This window comes from Frigoribacterium sp. Leaf44, assembly GCF_001421865.1.
Lineage (GTDB): Bacteria > Actinomycetota > Actinomycetes > Actinomycetales > Microbacteriaceae > Frigoribacterium.
Map to the genome: position 1 here is coordinate 22,122 of NZ_LMLG01000007.1, position 20,728 is coordinate 42,849.

Genomic DNA, 20,728 nt, shown 5'->3' on the forward strand with positions numbered 1-20,728 from the left:
GACACCGACCTTGCCCGCACGCCTCCGCCGCCGCCGCCACGCCCCGACCGGCCGTCCGTCGGTCGCCGTCATCGGCACCCGCGGTTACCCCAGCTACTACGGCGGGTTCGAGACCGCAGTGCGCCGGATCGCCCCCGCCCTGGTCGACGCCGGCTGGGACGTCACGGTCTACGGTCGCGACGGGTCGACGCGCGACGACGACCCCGCCCGCGACCGTCGCGTGACCTCCCGCCTGACGAAGGGCGTCGAGAGCAAGTCCCTCAGCACCCTGAGTTACGGCCTCACCGCCGTGCTGGACGCCCTCGTGCGCCGGCCCGACGCGGCCCTCGTCATGAACGTGGCCAACGGCTTCTGGCTGCCCTTGCTCAGGCTGCGCGGCATCCCCGTCCTGGTCAACGTGGACGGCATCGAGTGGGAGCGTGCCAAGTGGGGACGCGCGGCGAAGACGGTGTTCCGCCTCGGAGCCAAGGCCAGCGCGCGCTTCGCGAACGGGCTGATCTGCGACGCCCGCGAGATCGTCCGGCGCTGGCAGGCCGACTTCGGCGTGGACGGCCTGTTCATCCCCTACGGCGGCGACCCGGTCCGCGACCTGCCGGTCGAGCCGGGCCAGCGACACCGGGGGTACGCCCTCGTCGTCGCACGCTTCGTCCCCGAGAACACCGTGGTCGAGTTCGTCGAGGCGGCCCGCACGATCGCCGAGCGGCACGACGTGGTCATCGTCGGCTCGACCGGCTACGGCGGTGAACTCGACGACCTCGTTCGCCGACTGGCCGAAGAGGACGACCGCGTGACCTGGCTCGGCCACGTCAGCGACGACGACCGCCTGCACGCCCTCTGGCAACACGCCGGGGCCTACTTCCACGGCCACAGCGTCGGTGGCACGAACCCCGCACTGGTGCAGGCCATGTTCGCGGGCGCCCCCGTCGTCGCGCGCGACACCGTCTACAACCGCGAGGTGCTCGACGGGGCCGGCGTCCTGGTGGCGCCCGAGCCCGCCGCCATCGCCGCCGCCGTCACCGCGCTGCTCGACGACCCCGCCGAGCAGCAGCGCCTCAGCGAGGCGGCCCTCGCTCGTGCTGCGGACGCCTACACCTGGCGGTCCGTCTGCGACGCCTACGAGGAGGCGCTGCGAGCGACCCTGCCCCGCTCGCGCTGACCGACGACCGCGGTGCCGAAATAAGTTGCACAAAGGTGTGCAAGATCGTACGATCGGGGCATGCCTGCCGCCGATGCCCCCGTGCGCGCCACCCGCGCGCCACGCCGTGACGCCACCGCGAACCGCGATGCGCTAATCTCCGCCGCGGCGCTGCTGCTCAACCGCGACCCGTCCGTGTCGCTCGAAGCCATCGCCGCCGAGGCGGGCCTCTCGCGTCGCTCGGTCTACGGCCATTTCGCCACGCGGGACGACCTGGTGCGCGAGGTCAGCCTCCGCGGTGCCGCCCGCATCGCCGTCGCCGCTCGACCCGCCCCGATCGCGGACCCGGTCGTGCAGCTCGCCTCCCTGGCCGCCCTGCTCTGGGCCGAGGTCGAGCACGTGCGGGTCATGGCCCAGCTGACCGTGCGCGGTCCGATGGCCCACGAGGTCGGCGAGGCGCTCGCCCCGCTCCGCAAGGCCGTGCGCGACGTCGTGCGGCGCGGCGTCGAGTCCGGACGCATGCGCGACGACATCGCTCCCCGCACGCTCGCGCACCTCGTCGAAGGTGCCGCCCTGTCGGTGCTCGACGAGGCCACGACGCAGCGACTCAGCCGCGCCGAGGGCCACCGACTCGTCATGCTCGCCGTGCTCGGCGTCGTCGGCCTCGACTGGCGCACCGCCGGAGACCTCGTCGCGACGGCCCCGGAACTCGCGCTCCCTCCCGAACAGGCGACCGGCGCCTCCTCGACGCCCCCGACCGGAGAACCCGCATGAGACTCGAACTGCACGACGTCGCGATCGGCGACGGCCCCGGGGCGGCCCTGCCCCCGCTCAGCGCGGTCGCCGACCGCTGGACCCCCGGCTTCGTGGCGGTCGAGACCGAGAACGCGCCCACCCTCGCGTCGCTCGTCGCGGGGGGCCGCATGCGCCCCGAGGCCGGCCGGGTGACGGTCGACGGTCGGTCGGACGACGCGGCGATCCGCGCCTCCTTCGCCCTCGTCGACACACCCACCGTCGCCGAACCCTTCGCCGCCCTCACGGTCGTGCAGGTCGCCCGAGAAGAACTCGCCCTGGCCGGGCTCCGCGCCGACAAGGCCTCGGCTCGACTGCTGCTCGACGAGATCGGCCTGCGCGAACACGAGCGGACGCGCCTGAGCGCCCTGCCCACCGAACTGCGCGTCCGCCTGCTCTGCGAGTTGGCCGTGCTGCGTCCCGAGGTACGCGGGCTGATCGTGACGACTCCCGAACGTCACGGGGGCGACGTCGCCGCCTGGCTCTCGGTCGTCCACGACCTCGTCGGTCGTGACTACACGGTGCTGACGATCACCGGGTTCGCGGCCCTCGCGACGATCGAGTCGCTGCCCACGCCCGAGTTCGCCCCGACGGCTGCGGTCGAGACCGACACCGTGCCCGAGACCGACACCGCCCCTCCTTCCTCCCCCGACGACACCGTGGTCGCCACCACCACCGACACCCCCGTCGAAAGCGACCAGCCGTGAAGATCTACGCCCTCGTCCGTTCCGAGCTGCAGCGCCTCACCGCCACCCCGCTCGCCCGCCTGGCGCTCGTCGCCCTGATGACCGTGCCGCTGCTGTACGGCGGCCTGTACCTCTGGGCCAACCAGGACCCCTACGCGAAGCTCGACCAGATCCCGGCCGCACTCGTCAACACCGACGCCGGCACGACGGTCGACGGCGAGACGGTGAACTACGGCGACGAGGTCACCGACCAGATCACCGACGGCGGCGACTTCGACTGGCACGTGGTCTCGGCGGCCCAGGCCGCGGCGGGCCTGCGCGACCAGACCTACGACTTCACCTTCACGATCCCGAAGGGCTTCAGCGACGACCTGACCTCGGCGAGCGGCGACGACCCGAAGCGGGCACAGATCACCCTCGCGACGAGCGACGTCAACAGCTACCTCTCGTCCACGATCGCCGAGCAGGCCGCGAAGACCATCCGGGCGTCGATCACCGAGAAGGTGGGCAAAGAAGCAGCGGGCCGCCTGCTGGTCGGTCTCGCCGACGTGCGCACCAACCTGGGCAGCGCGGTCGACGGGGCGAACCAGCTCGTCGCCGGCACCGGCTCGGCCGTCGCCGGGGCGAACCAGCTGGCCGACGGCGCGGCCGACGCGGCGACCGGGGCCCACACCCTCGCCGACGGCACGAGCCAGCTCAGCTCGGGCGCATCCGCGCTGGACACCGGTCTGCAGACCCTGAAGACCCAGACGACGGACCTGCCCGCGCAGACCCAGACCCTGGCGGACGGCGCCGCCCAGGTCGCGGCAGGCAACGACGCGTTGGCCACCGGCGTGGCCGACGCGGCGACGACGAGCGCGACGGCCGCGGCCGCCCTGCCCGCCGCCCAGCAGCAGGCGCAGCAGCAGATCGCCGGAGCCCTGCGGCAGCAGGGGTACACCGACGAGCAGATCCAGCAGATCGCCGCGACCTTCGCCCCCGCGACCGAGTCGCTGACGACCGCCCTCCAGGACGCGAACACTCAGATCCAAGGGCTGAACACCCAGGTGGGGCAGCTCGCCACGGGCGCCGACCAGGTCTCGACCGGTGCCGCGACCCTGTCCGCCGCCACGCCGGCCCTGACCCAGGGCATCTCGTCGGCCGCCACCGGCTCGTCGCAGCTCGCCACGGGTGCGGCGAGCGCCGCCACGGGCGCCTCGACCCTCGCGACCGGCCTCGACACCCTGAGCAGCGGCGCCACCTCGCTGCGCGACGGCGTGGTCAGCCTCGACACCGGCACCACACAACTCCGCGACGGGCTGCAGAGCGGACTCGGCGAGATCCCCTCGAGCACCGAGCAGACGCGTGACGACCAGGCCAGCGCCATCAGCGACCCCGTCTCGGTGAAGGACGCCGCGCTGACCAGTGCCGGCACCTACGGAGCGGGGCTCGCCCCGTTCTTCATCAGCCTCGCGGCCTGGATCGGCATGTACGCACTGTTCCTGATCGTGAAGCCGATCTCGAAGCGGGCGATCACGGCCGTCAAGGCCCCCGTACGCATCTCGCTGGCCGGCTGGCTGGCCCCGGTCGTGCTCGGCGTCGTCCAGATGGTGGCGCTCTACGTGATCGTCACGCAGGCGCTCGGTTTCGAGGTCGCCCACCCGCTCGGCATGATCGGACTGATGGCCCTCGCCTCGGCGGCGTTCGCGGCGATCATCATGACGCTCAACGTCTGGCTCGGCAGCGTCGGGCAGTTCCTCGGCCTGGTGTTGATGGTCGTGCAGCTCGTCACGGCCGGCGGCACGTTCCCCTGGCAGACCCTGCCCGCCCCGCTCGCGGCGCTGCACTTCGTGCTGCCGATGAGCTACGCCACCGACGGCCTGCGCCAGGTGATGTACGGCGGCAGCTCGGCCGCGGCCTGGGGCGACGCCGGCGTGCTGGCGGCCTGGCTGCTGGGCGCGCTCGTGCTGACCTGGGTGGCGACCTCCCGGATGACGCGTGCGCGCACGCTGCGCGATCTGCGGCCGTCACTGATCGGCTGAGGCCGGCGCGGCGGCGGTCGCCGTCGGGAACGCAGGAGGCGCGGGTCGGGTGACCCGCGCCTCCTGCGTTCTCGACGTCGGTCGCGCCGGTCAGCCCGCCTGGGCCTCGAGCGTCGGCAGGACGCTCGGGTCGGCGTCACCGAGGAACGTCGTCAGCCGCTCGACCTCGTCGGTCTCGCCGATGGCGGTCGCGCCCCGACGGAGGGCGAAGAGAGACCGCAGCACGCCGCGGTTGGGCTCGTGCGACCACGGCACGGGGCCCTGGCCGCGCCAGCCCGCCTTGCGCAGGGCGTCGAGCCCGCGGTGGTAGCCGACCCGGGCGTAGGCGTAGGCCTCGAGCTCGGCCCCGCGGGCGGCGGCCTCGTCGCTGAGCAGCGCCCAGGCCAGGGACGACGTGGGGTGGGCCGTGACGACCTCGGCCGTGGTGAGGGTCTCGAGGTCGGCGACGACGGCGGGTTCGGCGGGCAGCCGGGTCTCGGGCACGCCGAGCAGGTTCGTGGAGGTCATGCACCCATCATCCACGAGTCGTCGCCGTGGCCGATCGACCCCGACCCGAGCCGGTGGATTTAATGCAATACTGCGCATGCCACGCGTGACATGACGCCGTCCGGGTGGCGTGCGGTCACCGCACCTGCCCGTGCGTCCTGCCGATCTCCGAGAGGCCCTCGTGCGACCTCACCGCGCCTTCCGACTGCCCGTCTCCACCGACCGAGCCCCCGCCCTGCTCGCCTACCCCATGCACGGGCAGCACAAGCTGCTGCGCGAGGGCTACCGCACCCGCGACGGCCACCTGATCGAGTGGCTGGGCCACGACCTCGCCGACCGCGGCGGCGTCGCCGTCGTGTCGCGCCCCGAGCCGGCCCTCACGCGGGTCGTCCGACGGCGTCCGCCCGGGCGGCCCGCGACCGGCACCCATCCGGTCGAGACCAGGGTGGCGCGGGTGCCCGACCCGCGCGACCGCCGCCGCTGGTGGGCGACGTCGGCGAGGTCGTACCCGGTGCTGCCCGAGTCGGTGGCCGACGTGCCCGCCCTCGTCTGGAACCCCTTCGTCGCCCTCGCCCAGCACGGCGCCAGCCCCTTCGACGGTCGGCGCCGCGTCGTCCTCGACCTGCTCGACGACTGGAGCCGTCACTACGCGTTCGCCGGCGTCCGATCCGCGGTCGACGAGGCGTACGCGGTGGCGTTCGACCGCGCCGACGTCGTCACGGCGAACGGCGCCGGCACGGCCGACCTGGCACGCCGTCACGGCCGCGACGACGTCGTCGAGCTGCCCAACGGCTGCGACCCGCACCGCTTCGACCAGCGGTCGACGGCCATCGGGCCCACGACCGTGGGCTACGTCGGCAAGATCGGACGACGCGTCGACCTCGCGGGAGTCCTCGCGACCGTCGCCGCCCGCCGCGACACGACCTTCGTCTTCGCCGGGCCCGTGCTCGACCGCGAGTACCGGGTGCTCGACCGCGAGCCCAACGTGACGATGACGGGCGACGTCCACTACACGCACGTCCCCGAGCTGCTGCGATCCTTCGACGTCGGGTGGGTCCCGCACCACGTGGGCGAGCGCGAGGTCGGCGGTGACGTGATCAAGACCTACGAGTACCGCGCCGCCGGGCTCCCCGTGCTGAGCACCCCGATCTGCGGCGTCGACCAGAGGGGTCTCGACGGGGTGGTGGTCGAAGACCTCGACCGCCACGCCACCGCCCTCGCCGCCCTGACCAGGGACGGGGCCCGCGTGCCCCGGCGCCCGGCCGCCATCCCGCGCGACGCCACATGGCGCCACAAGGCCGACGTCGTGCTCGCGGCCCTCACCCGGGCCTGACCGCGACCACCTGGAGGAACCCCCGTGGAACTCAGAGCCTTCGTCGCCGTGGTCCGGTCGAGCTGGCAACTCATCGTCGTCCTGGCCATCGGAGCCGTCCTGGTCGGTGCCGTCGCGTCGTTGCTGACGACCAAGACCTACTCGTCCCGCACCCAGCTGTTCGTCTCGGTGTCGTCGCTCGGCGCGTCCGACGCCGGCGACCTCGTCCAGGGCAGCAGCGCGGCCCAGGCCAAGGTGCGGTCGTACGTCGACGTCGTCACCTCGGGGCGCGTCCTGCAACCGGTCATCGACGAGTGGCAGCTCGACACCACACCGGCACAGCTCGCCGCACGCGTCGAGGCGAGCAGTCCGGTCAACACCTCTCTGATCACGATCCGCGTCACCGACACCGACCCCGCGCGGTCCGCCCGACTCGCGGGCGCGGTGGCGGCGAGCTTCGAGACCGTGGTCGAGGACGAGCTCGAACGGCCCGAGGGCGGCGGCAGCAGCCTGGTCACGGTCGAGACGCTCGACGAGCCCGTCGTCCCCACGACTCCGACCAACCCGCGCCCCGTGCTGTGGATCGGCCTCGCCGCCGCGGTCGGCCTGCTCGGGGGAGTCGTCCTCGCCCTGCTGCGCTCCACCCTCGACACACGCATCCGCGGCAAGGGCGACGTCGAGGCACTCGGCGACACCCCCGTGATCGGTGCCGTCGGATTCCACGCGGACGCCTCGACCACGCCGCTCATCGTCCACGACGAGCCTCGCAGCCCCCTCGCCGAGTCGTTCCGTGCACTGCGGACCAACCTGCAGTTCCTGGCCTTCGAGGGCAGCCGCCGATCGTTCGTCGTCACGTCGGCCATGCCGAGCGAGGGCAAGTCGACGACGGCGGCCAACCTCGCCGTCTGCCTGTCCGAGACGGGGGCGAGCGTGCTGCTCGTCGATGCCGACCTCCGCCGCCCCCGGGTCGCCGAGGTGATGGGCCTCGAAGGAGCGGCCGGCCTGACCGACCTGCTCGTCGGCAGAGCCGAGCTCGACGACGTCGTCCAACCGTGGGGGTTCCTCGGACTCCGTGTGCTGCCCTCGGGCAGCGTGCCGCCCAACCCGAGCGAGCTCCTGGGTTCGATGGCGATGGTGAGCCTGCTCACCGAGATCGAAGCCGCGTACGACTTCGTCGTGATCGACTCGCCCCCGCTGCTTCCCGTGACCGACGCCGCCGTGCTCAGCCGGTGTGTGAGCGGTGTCGTCGTGGTCGCCGCGGCACGACGGTCGACCCGCCACCAGCTGCGCCAGGCACTGACCTCGATCTCCGAGATCGGCAGCCGCACCCTGGGCGTCGTCCTCACCATGGTCCCGGCCCGGGGGGCCGGCGCCTACGGGTACGGCTCGTACACGGGGTACTTCACGACACAGTCCGCCACACCAGGGCCCGAAGAGCGACGCCGATGACGCCTCCCGCACCGACCGTCCCGCCCCTCGCGACCGTCCTGACCGTCTGCACCGGCAATCTCTGCCGCTCGCCCCTCGCCGCGGCCCTCCTCGCCGGCGCCCTGCCCGGGGCCGTCCTGCCCGGCGCCTCGACGGGCAGCGCCGGCACCCGGGCCCCCGAGGGTGCGACGCCACCCCGCCCCACCCTCGACCGGGCGCGCGACCTGGGCCTCGACCTCGGACGACACCGGGCCCGGCAGCTCGTCGAAGGCACCCTCGCCGGGACGGGACTCGTGCTGGCCATGGCCCGCGAGCACCGCCGGGCGGTCGTCTCGCTGGTGCCACGCGTCACGCGCGTCACCTTCACCCTGCGAGAGTTCGCGCGGCTGAGCGCCCTCGTCGACCCGGCCCAGGCCGACGACGCCCTGCAGGGCGTGGCCCCCGACGATCGCCTCCGGGTCGCCGTCGCCCTCGTCGCCGCCCGCCGGGGCAGCGGGCCGCTCGTCGGGCCGGAGGACGACGACGTTGTCGACCCGATCGGGCTCGACGCCGCGACCTACGACCTGTCGACCCGCCAGATCGTCGACGCCGTCACGCTGGTGAGCCGCTACCTCGGCCCCGTCGTCGGCTGAGCGTCGACGACTCGACGCGGTCGGGCCGGACGTCGTCGGAACGGGCGCCGTGGGGCCGGACGTCGTCGGAACGGGTGCCGTCCGTGCGGGCGAGGGCACAGAACGCGAAGGCGAGCCCCGACATCGAGAACCACACGAGGTAGTCGAAGGAGAAGAGCACGGTCGCCATGACGATCGTCACCGCCGTCCCCGTCCTCGAGGTCCTCGTCAGACCGACGACGAAGACGCCGACCACGAGGACGAGTCCGATCAGGCCGAACGTCGCGAGGGTCGTCACGAGCTGGTTGTCGACCACCGTGAAGCCCTCCTGCGGCAGCAACCCCCGGGCGTAGAGCTCGGGCTCACTGCCGAAGCCGCTGCCGACGAGCGACTCGGTCGGCGGTCGGGTCACCAACCCCGGAACGGCCCGCAGCGCGCCGACGCGGTTCTCGTACGAGCCCGACGCGACCAGGACCGCGACGGCCGACACGACCTCGGAGGCGAGCAGCACGCCGGCCACGACCACCACCGAGACCGACGACACGATCTTGACCGCCCGGTGGCGCAGGTCGGTCGTCAGCACCACGTAGCCGAGCGCCAGCAGAACCGCCGTCAGCACGCTGCGGCTGCCCGACAGCAGGATGCCCGTCGACAGCACGGGCACGACCGCCCACCTCGCCGCGCTCGAGAAGACGCCGCGCTCGGCCACCACGACGACGACGAGACAGACCGCGAGCAGGACCGCGTACGGGATGGGATGGCCCACCGACCCCTCGACCCGCATGAGGTCACCCGGCAGCACCTTGTTGTCGCTGACGAACGACCGGCCGGTCGCGAGCACCTTGTGGCCCCACGGCACGGGCCGGTGGGTGACCGTCAGCTCGACGACGCCGAGGACGACCTGGGCGACCCCGATGCCGACGAGCCCGCGCAGGAACACCCGGACGTCGGCACGGGACGACGTGGCGACCGCCCACGACAGCGTCAGCCCCACGACGGCGAGCTGCGCCATGAAGACGATGGTCGACGGTGCGATGGCGACCACGCAGCCGACGGCCCAGGCGAACCAGGCCAGGGTCCACGTCGAGGCTCGTGCCCGTTCGACGGGCCAGTCACGAGGCGAGAGCAGCGCCGCCGCGGTCACCCCGGCTGCCACGGCGACCGCCGCGCCCCGGACGTCGGCCGGGACCGTCAGCGAACCGGCCGCCGTCAGCAGGCCGAACGCGACGACGAGGGCGACGCCGCGACGACGGTCGGCGGGCACGAGCAGCCCTCCGACGGCGACGGCGAGGAGTGCGGCAAGGACACCGAGCAGGACGGTCACGTCGGCGGCACCAGGTCGTCGGGCCGCCCGTGGCTGCCCCGGCCGTGGCCGTGACTGCCGGGGCCGTGGCTGCCGGGGCCGTGGCCGCCGGGGCGGTGGGCGACGGCGACGAGTTGCACGACGAGGCCGACGGTCTCGGCGGCGGCGAGCGCGGCGAGTGCCCCCGCGGCACCGGCGCGCTCCCCCAGGACCAGCAGCCCGGGCACCCCGACGGCGGCCGAGCAGGACGCGGCGAGGGTCGTGCACCCGGGGCGGCCGGCGCTGACCAGCGCGAGGCCGGCCCCCCGGGAGGCGCAGACGACCCCCGCGAGGACCCCACCCCACACGGCGAGCGTCGGCGGGACGTCGACCGCGCCGGTGAAGAGCAGCCGACCGACCGAGGGCATGAGGGTGGCGAAGGCGACGCCCACGACGAGCCCGAGCATGGCGTTGGCGAACAGGGACCAGAGGCTGCGTCGGCGGGCGAGGCCGGGCGACGGGTGCCCGACCCAGGTCTGCAGACGGTCGGGCACGGCCGAGACGACCTGCAGCCCCATGCGCAGTGGACGGTCGACGGCCGCGAAGCCGGCCACCGCGCCGGGGGCGACACCGCCCAACATCGCGGAGGGCAACGACTTGTAGGTGGTGGTGACGGCCCGCCCCAGCACCAGGACGCGTTGCTCGCGCACGGTGGCCGGGACTCCGGCGAAGTCCCGTCGGCGAGGTGGACGCGCGGCGTCGTCGAGCAGACTCGCGAGCGCGAGCGCCGCGACGACCGAGACGATCAGCCCGGAGCCGTACACCTCGAGGGGGGCGCCGTGGACGATCGCGACGGCCGACGCCAGCGACGTGACCACCCGCGGAGACGTCTCGGCCAGCAGCACGACGACCGGCCGGCCGAGACCGATGAAGAACCAGGCCGGGCTGAGCGCCCCGAGCGACACCCCCACCGCGACGAGCACCGCCGCCGGGCGGTGTTCCACGACGACGAGGCCTGTGACGACCGCCGCCAGCGGCGTGGTCAGTGCGACGGCGACCAGCCTGCTGGCGAGGGCGGCAGCGTAGAGCCGGGACCGGGCGGCGGGCTGCCGGACGACGCGCTGGGGGCCGACGATCCCCCAACCGAGCTCGGCCACGACGGCTGCGGCCACCCCGACCGAGAGCCCGACGGCGATCGCGGCCCAGCCCGCGGCACCTGCCGTCGACGTCACGGCGGGGACGACCGCCAGGGGTGCGGCCGCCCCCACCGCCGGGACGAGCACGTGCAACGCGAGCCGACGCATCTGTCGCGCCGCCCGCGCCACACCCCGTGTGCCGGTCATCGGCCCTCGCGATCGCGGCCCGTGCCCGACCTCGCACCGCGCCAGTGGCGAGCCCGGCGGTCGCCCCGTACCAGCGCCATGAGGTGTCCGGCGAGCGGCTGCCACGATGCGGCGACGAGCTCGTCGAGCCGTCGGTGCACGTCGACGTCGGAGGAGGGGGTCGACGGGCGCACGTCGACGAGCGCCTGAGCGAGCGACGAGGCGCACCCCGGCTCGGTCTGGACGAGCGACCCGCCGACCACCGCGGCGAGGGGGGCCAGGGCGGACGACCGCTGCGTGATCACCGAGCGGCCGCAGGCGAGTCCCTGCCAGACCTTGTTGGCGACGACGCCGCGGGCCTTGACGGACGTGCCGAACACCCCGAGGACGACGTCGGCGTGGGCGATGTACCCCCTCAGCTCGGACTCGGGCACCGCGCCGACGAACTCGCACCGGACGCCGGGTCCGAGCCCGGCGACGCGGGCCTCGATGCGTCCACGATCGGGTCCGTCGCCGACGAAGACCATCGAGACGTCCCGGCGGCCGTCGATCGCCGCGAGCGCGTCGACCACCAGGTCGACCCCGTGCAGGGGCACGTAGCCGCCGTAGTAGAGCACGCGCAGGTCATCGTGAGGATCCGGCGGGGGCTGCCATCGGGCCCACCCCGGCGCCCCGACGGCGAGGGGCAGCACGACGGCGGCGGGACGGTGCCGACGGACGAGCTCGGCCGCCCGCGGCTCGGTGTCGGTGAGGACGAGGTGGGCGCAGTGCACGGCGAGCGCGTCGAGCACCGCGAGCCGCAGGGCTCCGGGCGAACGCGGTGACGGACGCCCCCAGTCACCGACGGCTGTCTCGTGCGACAGGACGAAGCAGTCCACCAGGAGGCGCGCGCGACTGAGCGACGCCACCGCGCGCACCACGAGCGCCTGGCTGCTGCGGAACTCCGACAGCACCACGAGGTCGGCCCCCGCCGTCGCACGGCAGAGCGAACGCAGGTCGTGCAGTGCCCGCAGGGGCCGGGCCCCCGCCCTCGAGCGCGGGACGACGCGCACCCGGGCGCCCAGCTGTCCCTCGAGGACCGCGCGGAGCCGGGAGTTGCGCGGGTAGGAGGGATCGTGCACGCCGTACTGGACCACGCGGAGCGGTCGACGCCTCGCCGCCGTGACGGCTGCCGCGCGGTTCATCGTGCGGACCCGCCGACCCCGAGCTCGACGAGGCGGTCACGGACGGCGTCGACCGACGCGGTGACGGACGAGCGCGACGCGTTGCCCGCCACGTGGTCGGACATCCGTCGCCGCAGGTCGGCGTCGCCGGCGAGGTCTCGCACCGCCGTGACCCACCGGCCCGTCTCGCCTGTGGGCAGGACGAAGCGTCGGCGCAGCTCGGCGTCGGTCACGAGCAGGGGCGCGGCCCCGTACCGGTCGCCGAGAACGATCGGCAGGCCCGTCGCCGCGGCCTCGACGGCACTGCGACCGAACGCCTCGCGCGAGGCCGTCCCGACGAAGAACCCCGCGCCGTCCCAGAGCTCGGCCGCGTCCGTCCAGCCGGGCATCGACACGATCGGGGGCAGCTCGGCGCGCAGCCCCGCTTCGAGCGGCCCCTGGCCGTGCAGGCGCCCCGGCACCCCGGACCTCTCGGCGATGTCCACGAAGGCCCGAGGGCGCTTGTCGACGTCGAGGCGGGCGGCCCAGACCATGGGCACCGACCGTTCACCGAAGGACGTGCGGGCGGGCAGGCGGATGCCCGCGGGCACGAGATGGGGCCGCCGGACGCGCGCGACGTCGACCCCGAGGACCTCGGTCGTCGCCCACACGTCGTCGGCTCGGCGGAGCGCGGCCGACTCGACCAACCGGAGGGCCACCCGCCGCGCCGTCGACTGCTCACCGGGCGCGGGCCACGGCAGGCCGCGCACCCAGGCCACCCAGAGCCGGCCCCGCCGGGCGGTCGACCGCGACCAGGCGACGTCGCTCTGGGTCACGAGCGTGACGACGACGTCGGCCCGCGCCACCTCGGGCACGTCGTCGAGCACCTCGCGCACCTCGTCGACGACGCCGCGGCCGTGCCGCGTGATCGTCACCTCCCGGACGCCCGGCGTCTCGGCGCGTCGGCCCTGCGCCGTGGGACGCGTGCCGAGCACGGCCCGCCAGTCGAGCCCCCGCGACCGGGCCTCGACGACGAGATCGTGCGTCGAGCGGTAGACGCCGCTGCGGGCCATCAACGGGGCGGCGACGAAGCACACCCGCGTCGGGTCGGACGCGGGTCGCGTGGGAATCGGCGGCACGGGGCGCCCTCGCTTCTGGTCGTGTCACAACCGACGCCCCCTCCGGCCGCCGACGGTCCAGAGTTTATGTGTGACATGTCGGGCGCGTCAACGCGACCGGGCAGAGATCAGAACCGGTGCCGCACCACCCAGGCGTGCATCACGACGGCCGCAGCCGCGCTCGCGTTGATGCTGCGCGTCGAGCCGAACTGCGAGATCTCGAGCACCGCCTCCGAGCCCGCGATCGCCTCGGCCGAGAGACCGGGTCCCTCTTGGCCGAAGAGCAGCACGCACCGCTCGGGCAGGTCGAAGGTCTCGATCGGAACCGAGCCCTCGACGTTGTCGACCGCGAGGACGGGGAGGCGCTGCTCGCGCGCCCAGGCCAGGAACGTCTCGACGTCGGGGTGGTGCAGCACGTGCTGGTACCGGTCGGTGACCATCGCACCGCGCTTGTTCCACCGCCGTCGGCCGATGATGTGCACCGTGTCGGCGGCGAAGGCGTTCGCGCTGCGGACGATCGACCCGATGTTCATGTCGTGTTGCCAGTTCTCGACCGCGACGTGGAAGGGGTGCCGGTGCGAATCGATGTCCGCGACGATCGCCTCCATCGTCCAGTACCGGTAGCGGTCGACGACGTTGCGCCGGTCGCCCACGCGGAGCAGCTCGGGGTCCCAGTGGTCGCCGTCCGGTCGGTCGGCCTCGCCACCGGGCCAGGGACCGACGCCGTGCTCGGGCTCGACGGTCGGTTCGGGGTCGTCCGGGCGGTCGGGGCGGGCGAGCCCCTCGGGCTCGAGCGGGGCGCGGTCGTCGTCCTGGGGCACCCGACCAGGGTAGGTGTTCTCCCCGGACCCGACCGGCGCCTCCTCGGCTCGCAGAGCACCTCGCTAAGGTGACCGCATGGGTTCACGAGAAGACGTCGAGTGCTGGCTGACCGACATGGACGGCGTGCTCGTCCACGAGAACCACGCGCTGCCCGGTGCCGCCGAGCTGATCCAGCAGTGGCAGGACGAAGGCACGCCCTACCTCGTGCTCACCAACAACTCGATCTTCACGCCACGCGACCTCGCCGCACGGTTGCGCGCCTCGGGGCTGCACGTGCCCGAAGAGCGCATCTGGACGAGCGCGCTCGCCACGGCCGACTTCTGCCGCTCGCAGATGCCCGGCGGCTCGGCCTTCGTCATCGGCGAGGCCGGCATGACGACCGCCCTGCACGAGGCCGGCTTCATCATGACCGAGACGAACCCCGACTACGTCGTCGTGGGCGAGACCCGCAACTACTCGTTCGACTCGATCACCAAGGCCGTCCGACTGATCCTCGGCGGCGCGCGGTTCATCGTGACGAACCCCGACGCGACCGGGCCCAGCGCTGACGGCGTGCTGCCCGCGACGGGCGCGATCGCCGCCATGATCTCGAAGGCCACCAACAAAGAGCCCTACGTGGTCGGCAAGCCCAACCCGATGATGTTCCGCTCGGCGATGAACCGCATCGGCGCCCACAGCGAGAACACCGCCATGATCGGTGACCGGATGGACACCGACATCATGGCCGGCATCGAGGCCGGACTGCACACGATCCTCGTGATGACGGGCATCAGCGACCAGGCCGAGATCGACCGCTACCCGTTCCGGCCCAACGAGATCCTGGCCGGGGTGCACGAGCTGGTGCGCAGCGAACCCGTCGAGTCCGACGTGGTGCCGTCCGAGGCCTAGGGCCCCAGGAGGCGCGGGGCGGGTCGACCCGTCAGCCCGCCACCGCGACGAGGCTCGTCGTCAGGGCCTCTCCGCTGCTGCGGTTGACGAAGCACGAATACGTGCGGTCGCCGGCCGCCCAGGCGTCGGCGTCCGCGGGGAAGCTCGCGAGCAGCTGCACGTCGGGATAGGCCGCGGCGGCCTGGCGGTCGAGGGCGTCCGATCCCGTGCAGAGCAGGTTCATCTGGCTCTGCAGCACGTCGGCCCCGGGGTAGGCGGCCGACGCGTCGCCGTCGAGGCTGCCGAGGCGGGTCAGCTGGGCCACGTGCGGCTGAGCACAGTCGGAGACCTCGTAGTCCTGCTGCCAGGCCGACTCGAAGCTCGAGAAGCACTCGCCGCCCTGGAGGTCGGCGTACGAGTGGGTGCCGGCCGCCAGCGGGCCGGCCGGAGCGACCTCGGCGGCGGGTGCCGCGGGGGCGGCGGTCACGGTGCGGGTCCCGGTCGGCTCCGCCGCCACGGACGGGTCGGAGCCCAAGTCGTCGGTCGACGCGAAGAGCGAGCGCGAGATGAAGAACAACGCGACCAGCAACAGCACGATCACGAGGCCGGCGCCGACGGCGGCCAGCGTCCGGTGTCCGCGGACCCAGTCGGCCAGGCCCGGCCCGCGGGGTGTCGTGGCAGGCTTCTCGTCCACCGGACGGGTCTGCGGCACGAAGACGCCGGCTCCTCCGATCTCGCGGCGCGGCCGCTCGCCCTCCGGAGCGGCGGTGGTGCTCATCGAGACGCCGGGCAGCACCGGCGTGGCATCGGCCGGGACGTCCACGTCGTCGCGGGCCTCGTCGCGTGCGGACCGAGGAGGCGCGAACAGGGCGGTCGCGGTCGTCACCTCGGCCGCGTCGTCCAGGCCCTCGTCGTCGTCGTCGACGTCGTCGGACGACCGCTCGACGTCGGACGACGACTCGAGGCCGGTCGACGGCTCGACGTCGAGCAGGGGCACCTCGCCCGAGCCGGACAGGGACCACGCGGCCGGGACCTCCGCCGAGGGCACGGCGTGCTCGGGCTCGGGCTCGTGCTCGTGCCGAGCGTCCACGGTCAGGACGTCCTCGGCGGAGGACGACGGGACAACGCCGAGGATCTCGGTGAAGGTGGGTTCGCGGTCGCCACTCGGAGGCGGCTCGGCCTCGGACTCCTGGCCGGACGACGACTCGGCGGCTGGCGCCGGGGCCGCCACCGAGGGGACTCCGGGAACGCCGGACGCGACCACGCCGCCAGCCGCGGCCGCAGCAGCCGCCGCCTCGGCCAGTCGGCGCTCGCGCCGGGTCATCTCGTGGTGCTCCTCGACCCACCAAGGCGCCTCGGTACCACCCTCGCGGCCCGCGGCGGCGGGCGTGGGCTCGGGCTCGGGCTCGGGCTCGGCAGCTGCGAAGGGCTCCTGCTCCGGAACAAGCTCGGGTTCCGGTAGGAGCTCGGGTTCCAGTACGGGCTCGGGTTCCAGTACGCGCTCGGGTTCCAGTACGGGCTCGGGCTCGGGTACGGGCTCGGGCTCCGGTTCCGGTTCCGGCTCGGGTTCCGGTTCCAGTACGGGCTCGGGCTCGGGCTCGGGTACGGGCTCGGGCTCCGGTTCCGGTTCCGGTTCCGGCTCGGGTTCCGGTTCCAATACAGGCTCGGGCTCGGGCTCGGGCTCGGGCTCGGGCTCGGGCAGAGCGTTCCAGTCGAAGGTCGCGGGTTCGGCCGACTCGGGCCGGGGCACCGAGATCAGTGCCGTGAACGGCCCCGGCTCGTCGCTGACGCCGGCAGGGTCCCCCACGTCCGCGGGGACCGGCGGCGGAGCGGCGGGATCCCCGTCACCCGCAGGCTCCGGGTCGGGCTGCTGCGACTCGGACGGCGCGGGGAGGTCCGGAGTCGGCACGGACGACGGAGGCTGCAACGGTGGCACGGCACCCGTCAGCGCACCGAGGTCGAGGGCCTGGGGGTGGCCCGAGGTCTTCGGCGGCGGCGTCCCCGCCGGGGACTCGGGCACGACGAACGGCAGGGGGGTCGGCGTCGGCGGCTCCCCGGACGAGTCCGACGACGCCTGCCCGACACCCGGGTCGCCCGGGCGCTCGGTTTCGTCGTCGGGTGGGACCTCGACCGCTCGTGTGACCGGCGGCAGGTCGAACGCCTGGGTGGGGACGTCCTCTGGGGCGACGTCGGGAAGATGACCCGCGCCTCCTGACGGGGTGTCGGCCGCGGTGCCGTCACGACCGGCCCCGTCGCCGTCGGAGTCGTCGTCCTCGGTGCCGTCGAACTGCGCCGCGAGCCAGTCGCTTGCGTCGTCCCGCCCGGCGTCGTCGCCGTCGTCACCCCGCCGGTCGTCGGTCACGGCTTCAGCCCGAGGTCTTCCAGGCCGATGGCGGCGTAGTAGGGGTAGCCCGCGGCCTCGATCACCTCGCGGGCGCCGGTGCTGCGGTCGACGACCACGGCGACGGCGGCGATCTCGGCCCCCACGGCCTCGAGGGCCTTGGCGGCCGCGAGGGGCGAGCCCCCTGTGGTCGAGGTGTCCTCGAGCACGATGACGCGCTTGCCTGCGAGATCGGGCCCCTCGACCTGCTTGCCGCGGCCGTGGTCCTTGGGCTCCTTGCGCACGACGAAGGCGTCGTAGTCCTTGCCCAGGGCGACCCCCTGGTGCAGGACGGCCGCGGCGATCGGGTCGGCGCCCATGGTGAGACCGCCCACTGCGAACACGTCGGGCACCTCGTCGATCAGGTCGACCATGACCCGGCCGATCAGGGGGGCGACGCGGTGGTCGAGGCTGACCTTGCGGAGGTCGATGTAGTACGTCGCCTTCTTGCCGCTGGTCAGCGTGAAGTCGCCGTGGAAGACGGCCTCGGAGCCGATGTAGTCGATGAGCTGCGTGCGTGCGTCGGTCACGGTGACCCATGGTAGAGCAGGCGGCCCGGGAACGCCGGGGCGGGCAGGCTCAGCGACCGCCCCGGGACGACCGGTCGAGCGATCGCGTGGTCAGCCGGTGCAGGTCGGCCCACGTGCCGGGCGGCAGGAAGAAGTCCTCGTAGCGGACGACCGCCGAGCGGGCGAGCCGGGCCACACGTTCGTCCACGGAGACCTGGTGACGCTTCGGGTACGTCTCGATGCGAGCGGGGGTGACCCCGCGCGCGCGTTCGTACCGGCTGCCCTGGCCCGGCCGGCCCGTTCCACCTCGCCCCTCATGCGACATGTGTATTTACTAGCGCGTACGTTGCTCGATGGGAAGGGCATCGATGCCCTTTGGGCAACGACTCGGCCGCGACGACCCGTCTCGTGCTCGCCCGGTACCGTGGTCGGCATGCGTGTCGCGACCTACAACGTCAACTCCGTCCGGGCTCGAGTGGGCCGGGTCGTCGACTGGCTCGTCCGTGAGGACGTCGACGTCGCGGGCCTGCAAGAGATCAAGTGCAAGCCCGAGCAGTTCCCTTACGACGCCTTCCGCGAAGCGGGCTACGAGGTCGAGCTGCACGGACTCAGCCAGTGGAACGGCGTCGCGTTCGTCAGCCGCCTCCCGATGGAGGACGTCGAGATCACCTTCCCGTCGCAGCCGGGCTTCGCCAAGGGCCAGGAGGGCCCCGACCAGCCGAAGGAGGCGCGCGCGATCGGCGTCACGGTCGAGGGCGTGCGGCTCTGGAGCCTCTACGTTCCGAACGGGCGCGAACTCGCCGACCCGCATTACGCCTACAAACTCGACTGGCTCGCCAAGCTGGCCGCCGAGACCGAGACCTGGCTGGCCGAACGACCCGATCAGCCGCTCGCCCTGATGGGCGACTGGAACGTCGCCCCCCTCGACACCGACGTGTGGGACATGTCGGTCTTCGAGGGTCACACCCACGTCAGCGCGCCCGAGCGGGACGCGTTCTTCCGCTTCGAAGAGGTCGGCCTCACCGACGTGGTCCGCTCACGGCTGCCCGAGGGCTACACGTACTGGGACTACAAGCAACTGCGATTCCCGAAGAACGAGGGCATGCGCATCGACTTCGTCCTCGGCTCGAAGCCGTTCGACGATCTCGTCACGTCGGTCGCGATCCATCGCGACGAGCGCAAGGGCGACGCGCCGAGCGACCACGTGCCGGTCGTCGTCGACCTCGATCTCGAGACCGGGCTCGACGACGACCGGCCCATGATCTTCTGAGGCCGACCGGACGTCAGGGCTCGACGTCGAAACCGTACCCCTCGGTGACGACGGTCTCGCCCGTCCACGAGACCTGCGTGAAGGTCAGGTCGTAGCGGGTGCCCTTGGCGAGCCAGCGACGGAACTCCCACCGGCCGTCGGCACCGATCGTCGTGTCGCCGAAGGCCGTGCCCCACTGGTTGACCCCGTGCAGGGTCGCGAACGGCGTGCCCGTGCCGCGGAACGTCGTCATGACGTCTCCGTCGTCGACCGTGCCGCCCGAGAGGTCGGGGGTCGTCACGGCCAGGTCGGCGGGCACCGGCACCGTGAGGTGCACGACCACCGAGTCGACGGTCAGCCCGCGGGTCTGGGTGAAGGTGATCTCGTAGCCCGATGAGGTCGGCCCGAGGTTGCGGTCGAAGGCCCACCGGCCGTCGACCCCGACGCGCGCGGACCCCATCGGGGTGTTCCACTGGTTGACCGCGGTGATCCGGGCGCCGACGGTGCCGCGTCCCGAGAAGGTCGCCACCCCCGGCCCGTAGGGGGCACCGTCCCGGTGGCTGTCCACTCCCAGGGGTACGAGCGCCGCCGCGTACTCGAGGTTCAGCGGGACCCGCTGAGGGTCGATGTCGCGCCGCGTCTGCGTGACGGTGAGGCTGTACCCGTCGAGGGTGGGGACGAGGTCGGCCCCGACCGACCACCGACCCGAGAGGGCGGTCGTCGTGCGGGCGATCTCACCGAGCCGTGCGTCGACGACCGTGACGAGCGCGTTCGGGGCCCCGTGCCCGGCGAAGACCGTGGGCCCGGCCGAGTAGAGCTGCCCGTCGACGTGGCTGCCGACCGAGAGCTCGACGGACCCCGCGTAGAACAACTCGAGGGCCTTCTGGTCACTCTCGGCCCCGAGCGTCTGCCTGAAGACGAGCTCGTACGACCGGGTGGTGGGCCCGAGGTTGCGGGTGAAGGCCCAGCGGCCGTTGACGGCGACGGTGGCCCGCCCCATCTCGACACCCCACTGGTTGGTCGCGACGACGGTGGCCGTGGGGGTGCCCGAGCCGAAGAACGTGGCGGGGCCGGCCTCGTACGACTCGCCGTCCGCGTGGCTGAGCACCTCGAGGGGCGAGGTCAGCGCGGCGACCCCGGCCTCGGCGGCCTGCAGGGCCTCGGTCGCGGCCCCGGTCTCGGCACCGGTCTCGATCCCGGTCTCGGCACCGGTCTCGGCACCGGTCTCGACGGGGGCTTCGGGTGGGGCCGACGCGGGCGGCTCGGACGAGGGCGACGGGCTCGGAGTCGCTGGGTCCGGGGGCGGCAGGGTCGGATCGTCCGCCGGTGACGGGACCCGCGCCTCCTGCCCCTCGGGGGTCGACGGCGACTCGGAGGTCGACGGCGACTCGGGGGTCGACGGCGACTTGGAGGTCGACGACGACTCGGACGCGACGGACCCGGCGACGGCGGCCGTCGCCGGGAGGTGCGCGGTCAGGACGAGGGCAGCCGACAGGACGGCACCCGTAAGGACGCGTGCCGGCGGTGGGATCGAGATCAAGGGAGCACCTTTCGTGGAAAGTGAAC

19 protein-coding genes are annotated in these 20,728 nt (G+C 73.5%); 9 read left to right on the forward strand and 10 right to left on the reverse strand.

Annotated elements, in window-relative coordinates:
- Window positions 1–10: 10 nt before the first annotated feature.
- The 4 genes from ASE87_RS14315 to ASE87_RS14330 are packed head-to-tail and all read left to right on the forward strand — an operon-like array spanning window position 11 to window position 4,634.
- Window positions 11–1,156, forward strand: coding sequence for a glycosyltransferase (locus ASE87_RS14315; protein ID WP_056229780.1), 1,146 nt, complete (start codon window positions 11–13; stop codon window positions 1,154–1,156).
- 60 nt (window positions 1,157–1,216) lie between these two features.
- Window positions 1,217–1,909: a TetR/AcrR family transcriptional regulator gene (locus tag ASE87_RS14320; RefSeq protein WP_056229782.1), complete on the forward strand. Its 693-nt coding sequence runs from the start codon at window positions 1,217–1,219 to the stop codon at window positions 1,907–1,909.
- Entirely contained in the window at window positions 1,906–2,634 is a 729-nt protein-coding gene (locus tag ASE87_RS14325) for a hypothetical protein (protein WP_052505082.1), read from the forward strand. The genes ASE87_RS14320 and ASE87_RS14325 overlap by 4 nt, the downstream gene beginning before the upstream one ends.
- Window positions 2,631–4,634 carry a YhgE/Pip family protein gene (locus ASE87_RS14330; protein ID WP_056229785.1) on the forward strand — a complete coding sequence of 668 codons (2,004 nt, stop codon included), beginning with the start codon at window positions 2,631–2,633 and terminating at the stop codon, window positions 4,632–4,634. The genes ASE87_RS14325 and ASE87_RS14330 overlap by 4 nt, the downstream gene beginning before the upstream one ends.
- A gap of 90 nt (window positions 4,635–4,724) precedes the next feature.
- Here ASE87_RS14330 and ASE87_RS14335 read toward each other — a convergent pair whose 3' ends face one another.
- Entirely contained in the window at window positions 4,725–5,141 is a 417-nt protein-coding gene (locus tag ASE87_RS14335) for a DUF3151 domain-containing protein (RefSeq protein ID WP_056229788.1), read from the reverse strand.
- Between the two features lie 160 nt (window positions 5,142–5,301).
- Between ASE87_RS14335 and ASE87_RS14340 the strand changes: the two genes are divergently transcribed.
- Genes ASE87_RS14340 through ASE87_RS14350 form a run of 3 tightly spaced genes read left to right on the forward strand, consistent with a single transcriptional unit; the run spans window position 5,302 to window position 8,492 of the window.
- Window positions 5,302–6,453 (forward strand): glycosyltransferase, encoded by a 1,152-nt coding sequence (locus ASE87_RS14340; protein ID WP_043593175.1) that lies wholly within the window; start codon window positions 5,302–5,304, stop codon window positions 6,451–6,453.
- A gap of 24 nt (window positions 6,454–6,477) precedes the next feature.
- Window positions 6,478–7,881 carry a polysaccharide biosynthesis tyrosine autokinase gene (locus ASE87_RS14345; protein ID WP_056229791.1) on the forward strand — a complete coding sequence of 468 codons (1,404 nt, stop codon included), beginning with the start codon at window positions 6,478–6,480 and terminating at the stop codon, window positions 7,879–7,881.
- A complete protein-coding gene (locus tag ASE87_RS14350; protein ID WP_056229795.1) occupies window positions 7,878–8,492 on the forward strand; it encodes a hypothetical protein in 615 nt (204 codons plus the stop codon). The genes ASE87_RS14345 and ASE87_RS14350 overlap by 4 nt, the downstream gene beginning before the upstream one ends.
- Here the strand turns inward: ASE87_RS14350 and ASE87_RS14355 are convergent.
- The 5 genes from ASE87_RS14355 to ASE87_RS14375 form a co-directional block, all read right to left on the reverse strand.
- Entirely contained in the window at window positions 8,452–9,795 is a 1,344-nt protein-coding gene (locus ASE87_RS14355) for a hypothetical protein (RefSeq protein ID WP_056229797.1), read from the reverse strand. The genes ASE87_RS14350 and ASE87_RS14355 overlap by 41 nt on opposite strands.
- Complete coding sequence (locus ASE87_RS14360; RefSeq protein WP_157489923.1) at window positions 9,792–11,096, reverse strand: hypothetical protein; 1,305 nt, start codon at window positions 11,094–11,096, stop codon at window positions 9,792–9,794. Before ASE87_RS14360 ends, ASE87_RS14355 begins: the two co-directional genes overlap by 4 nt.
- Complete coding sequence (locus ASE87_RS14365; protein ID WP_056229804.1) at window positions 11,093–12,259, reverse strand: glycosyltransferase; 1,167 nt, start codon at window positions 12,257–12,259, stop codon at window positions 11,093–11,095. Before ASE87_RS14365 ends, ASE87_RS14360 begins: the two co-directional genes overlap by 4 nt.
- Complete coding sequence (locus tag ASE87_RS14370) at window positions 12,256–13,356, reverse strand: glycosyltransferase (RefSeq protein WP_157489925.1); 1,101 nt, start codon at window positions 13,354–13,356, stop codon at window positions 12,256–12,258. Before ASE87_RS14370 ends, ASE87_RS14365 begins: the two co-directional genes overlap by 4 nt.
- A 107-nt stretch (window positions 13,357–13,463) precedes the next feature.
- Window positions 13,464–14,156, reverse strand: coding sequence for a TrmH family RNA methyltransferase (locus ASE87_RS14375; RefSeq protein WP_056229809.1), 693 nt, complete (start codon window positions 14,154–14,156; stop codon window positions 13,464–13,466).
- 76 nt (window positions 14,157–14,232) lie between these two features.
- On the opposite strand from ASE87_RS14375, the gene ASE87_RS14380 reads away from it, so the two are divergent.
- Window positions 14,233–15,045 (forward strand): HAD-IIA family hydrolase, encoded by an 813-nt coding sequence (locus ASE87_RS14380; protein ID WP_043593128.1) that lies wholly within the window; start codon window positions 14,233–14,235, stop codon window positions 15,043–15,045.
- Between the two features lie 31 nt (window positions 15,046–15,076).
- Here the strand turns inward: ASE87_RS14380 and ASE87_RS16520 are convergent, their stop codons facing one another.
- Genes ASE87_RS16520 through ASE87_RS16200 form a run of 3 tightly spaced genes read right to left on the reverse strand, consistent with a single transcriptional unit; the run spans window position 15,077 to window position 18,121 of the window.
- Entirely contained in the window at window positions 15,077–17,386 is a 2,310-nt protein-coding gene (locus tag ASE87_RS16520) for a hypothetical protein (protein ID WP_200925488.1), read from the reverse strand.
- Window positions 17,383–17,934, reverse strand: a complete 552-nt coding sequence (gene pyrE, locus ASE87_RS14390) for an orotate phosphoribosyltransferase (protein ID WP_043597383.1) — start codon at window positions 17,932–17,934, stop codon at window positions 17,383–17,385. Before pyrE ends, ASE87_RS16520 begins: the two co-directional genes overlap by 4 nt.
- A gap of 49 nt (window positions 17,935–17,983) precedes the next feature.
- Window positions 17,984–18,121 carry a hypothetical protein gene (locus ASE87_RS16200; protein ID WP_157489927.1) on the reverse strand — a complete coding sequence of 46 codons (138 nt, stop codon included), beginning with the start codon at window positions 18,119–18,121 and terminating at the stop codon, window positions 17,984–17,986.
- Window positions 18,122–18,346: 225 nt separating this feature from the next.
- Here ASE87_RS16200 and ASE87_RS14400 point away from each other — a divergent pair, with 225 nt between their 5' ends.
- Window positions 18,347–19,183, forward strand: a complete 837-nt coding sequence (locus ASE87_RS14400; RefSeq protein ID WP_043597387.1) for an exodeoxyribonuclease III — start codon at window positions 18,347–18,349, stop codon at window positions 19,181–19,183.
- A 13-nt stretch (window positions 19,184–19,196) separates the two neighbouring features.
- Here the strand turns inward: ASE87_RS14400 and ASE87_RS14405 are convergent, their stop codons facing one another.
- On the reverse strand, window positions 19,197–20,702 hold the full coding sequence (locus ASE87_RS14405; protein ID WP_056229814.1) for a hypothetical protein: 1,506 nt from the start codon (window positions 20,700–20,702) through the stop codon (window positions 19,197–19,199).
- Between the last annotated feature and the right edge of the window lie 26 nt (window positions 20,703–20,728).

Bases quoted from the DNA above. Each gene is read 5' to 3' on its own strand.
- ASE87_RS14320 (WP_056229782.1), top strand. From the start codon at position 1,217: ATGCCTGCCGCCGATGCCCCCGTGCGCGCCACCCGCGCGCCACGCCGT.
- ASE87_RS14325 (WP_052505082.1), top strand. From the start codon at position 1,906: ATGAGACTCGAACTGCACGACGTCGCGATCGGCGACGGCCCCGGGGCG.
- ASE87_RS14335 (WP_056229788.1), bottom strand. From the start codon at position 5,141: ATGACCTCCACGAACCTGCTCGGCGTGCCCGAGACCCGGCTGCCCGCC.
- ASE87_RS14350 (WP_056229795.1), top strand. From the start codon at position 7,878: ATGACGCCTCCCGCACCGACCGTCCCGCCCCTCGCGACCGTCCTGACC.
- ASE87_RS14360 (WP_157489923.1), bottom strand. From the start codon at position 11,096: ATGACCGGCACACGGGGTGTGGCGCGGGCGGCGCGACAGATGCGTCGG.
- ASE87_RS14365 (WP_056229804.1), bottom strand. From the start codon at position 12,259: ATGAACCGCGCGGCAGCCGTCACGGCGGCGAGGCGTCGACCGCTCCGC.
- ASE87_RS14380 (WP_043593128.1), top strand. From the start codon at position 14,233: ATGGGTTCACGAGAAGACGTCGAGTGCTGGCTGACCGACATGGACGGC.
- ASE87_RS14400 (WP_043597387.1), top strand. From the start codon at position 18,347: ATGCGTGTCGCGACCTACAACGTCAACTCCGTCCGGGCTCGAGTGGGC.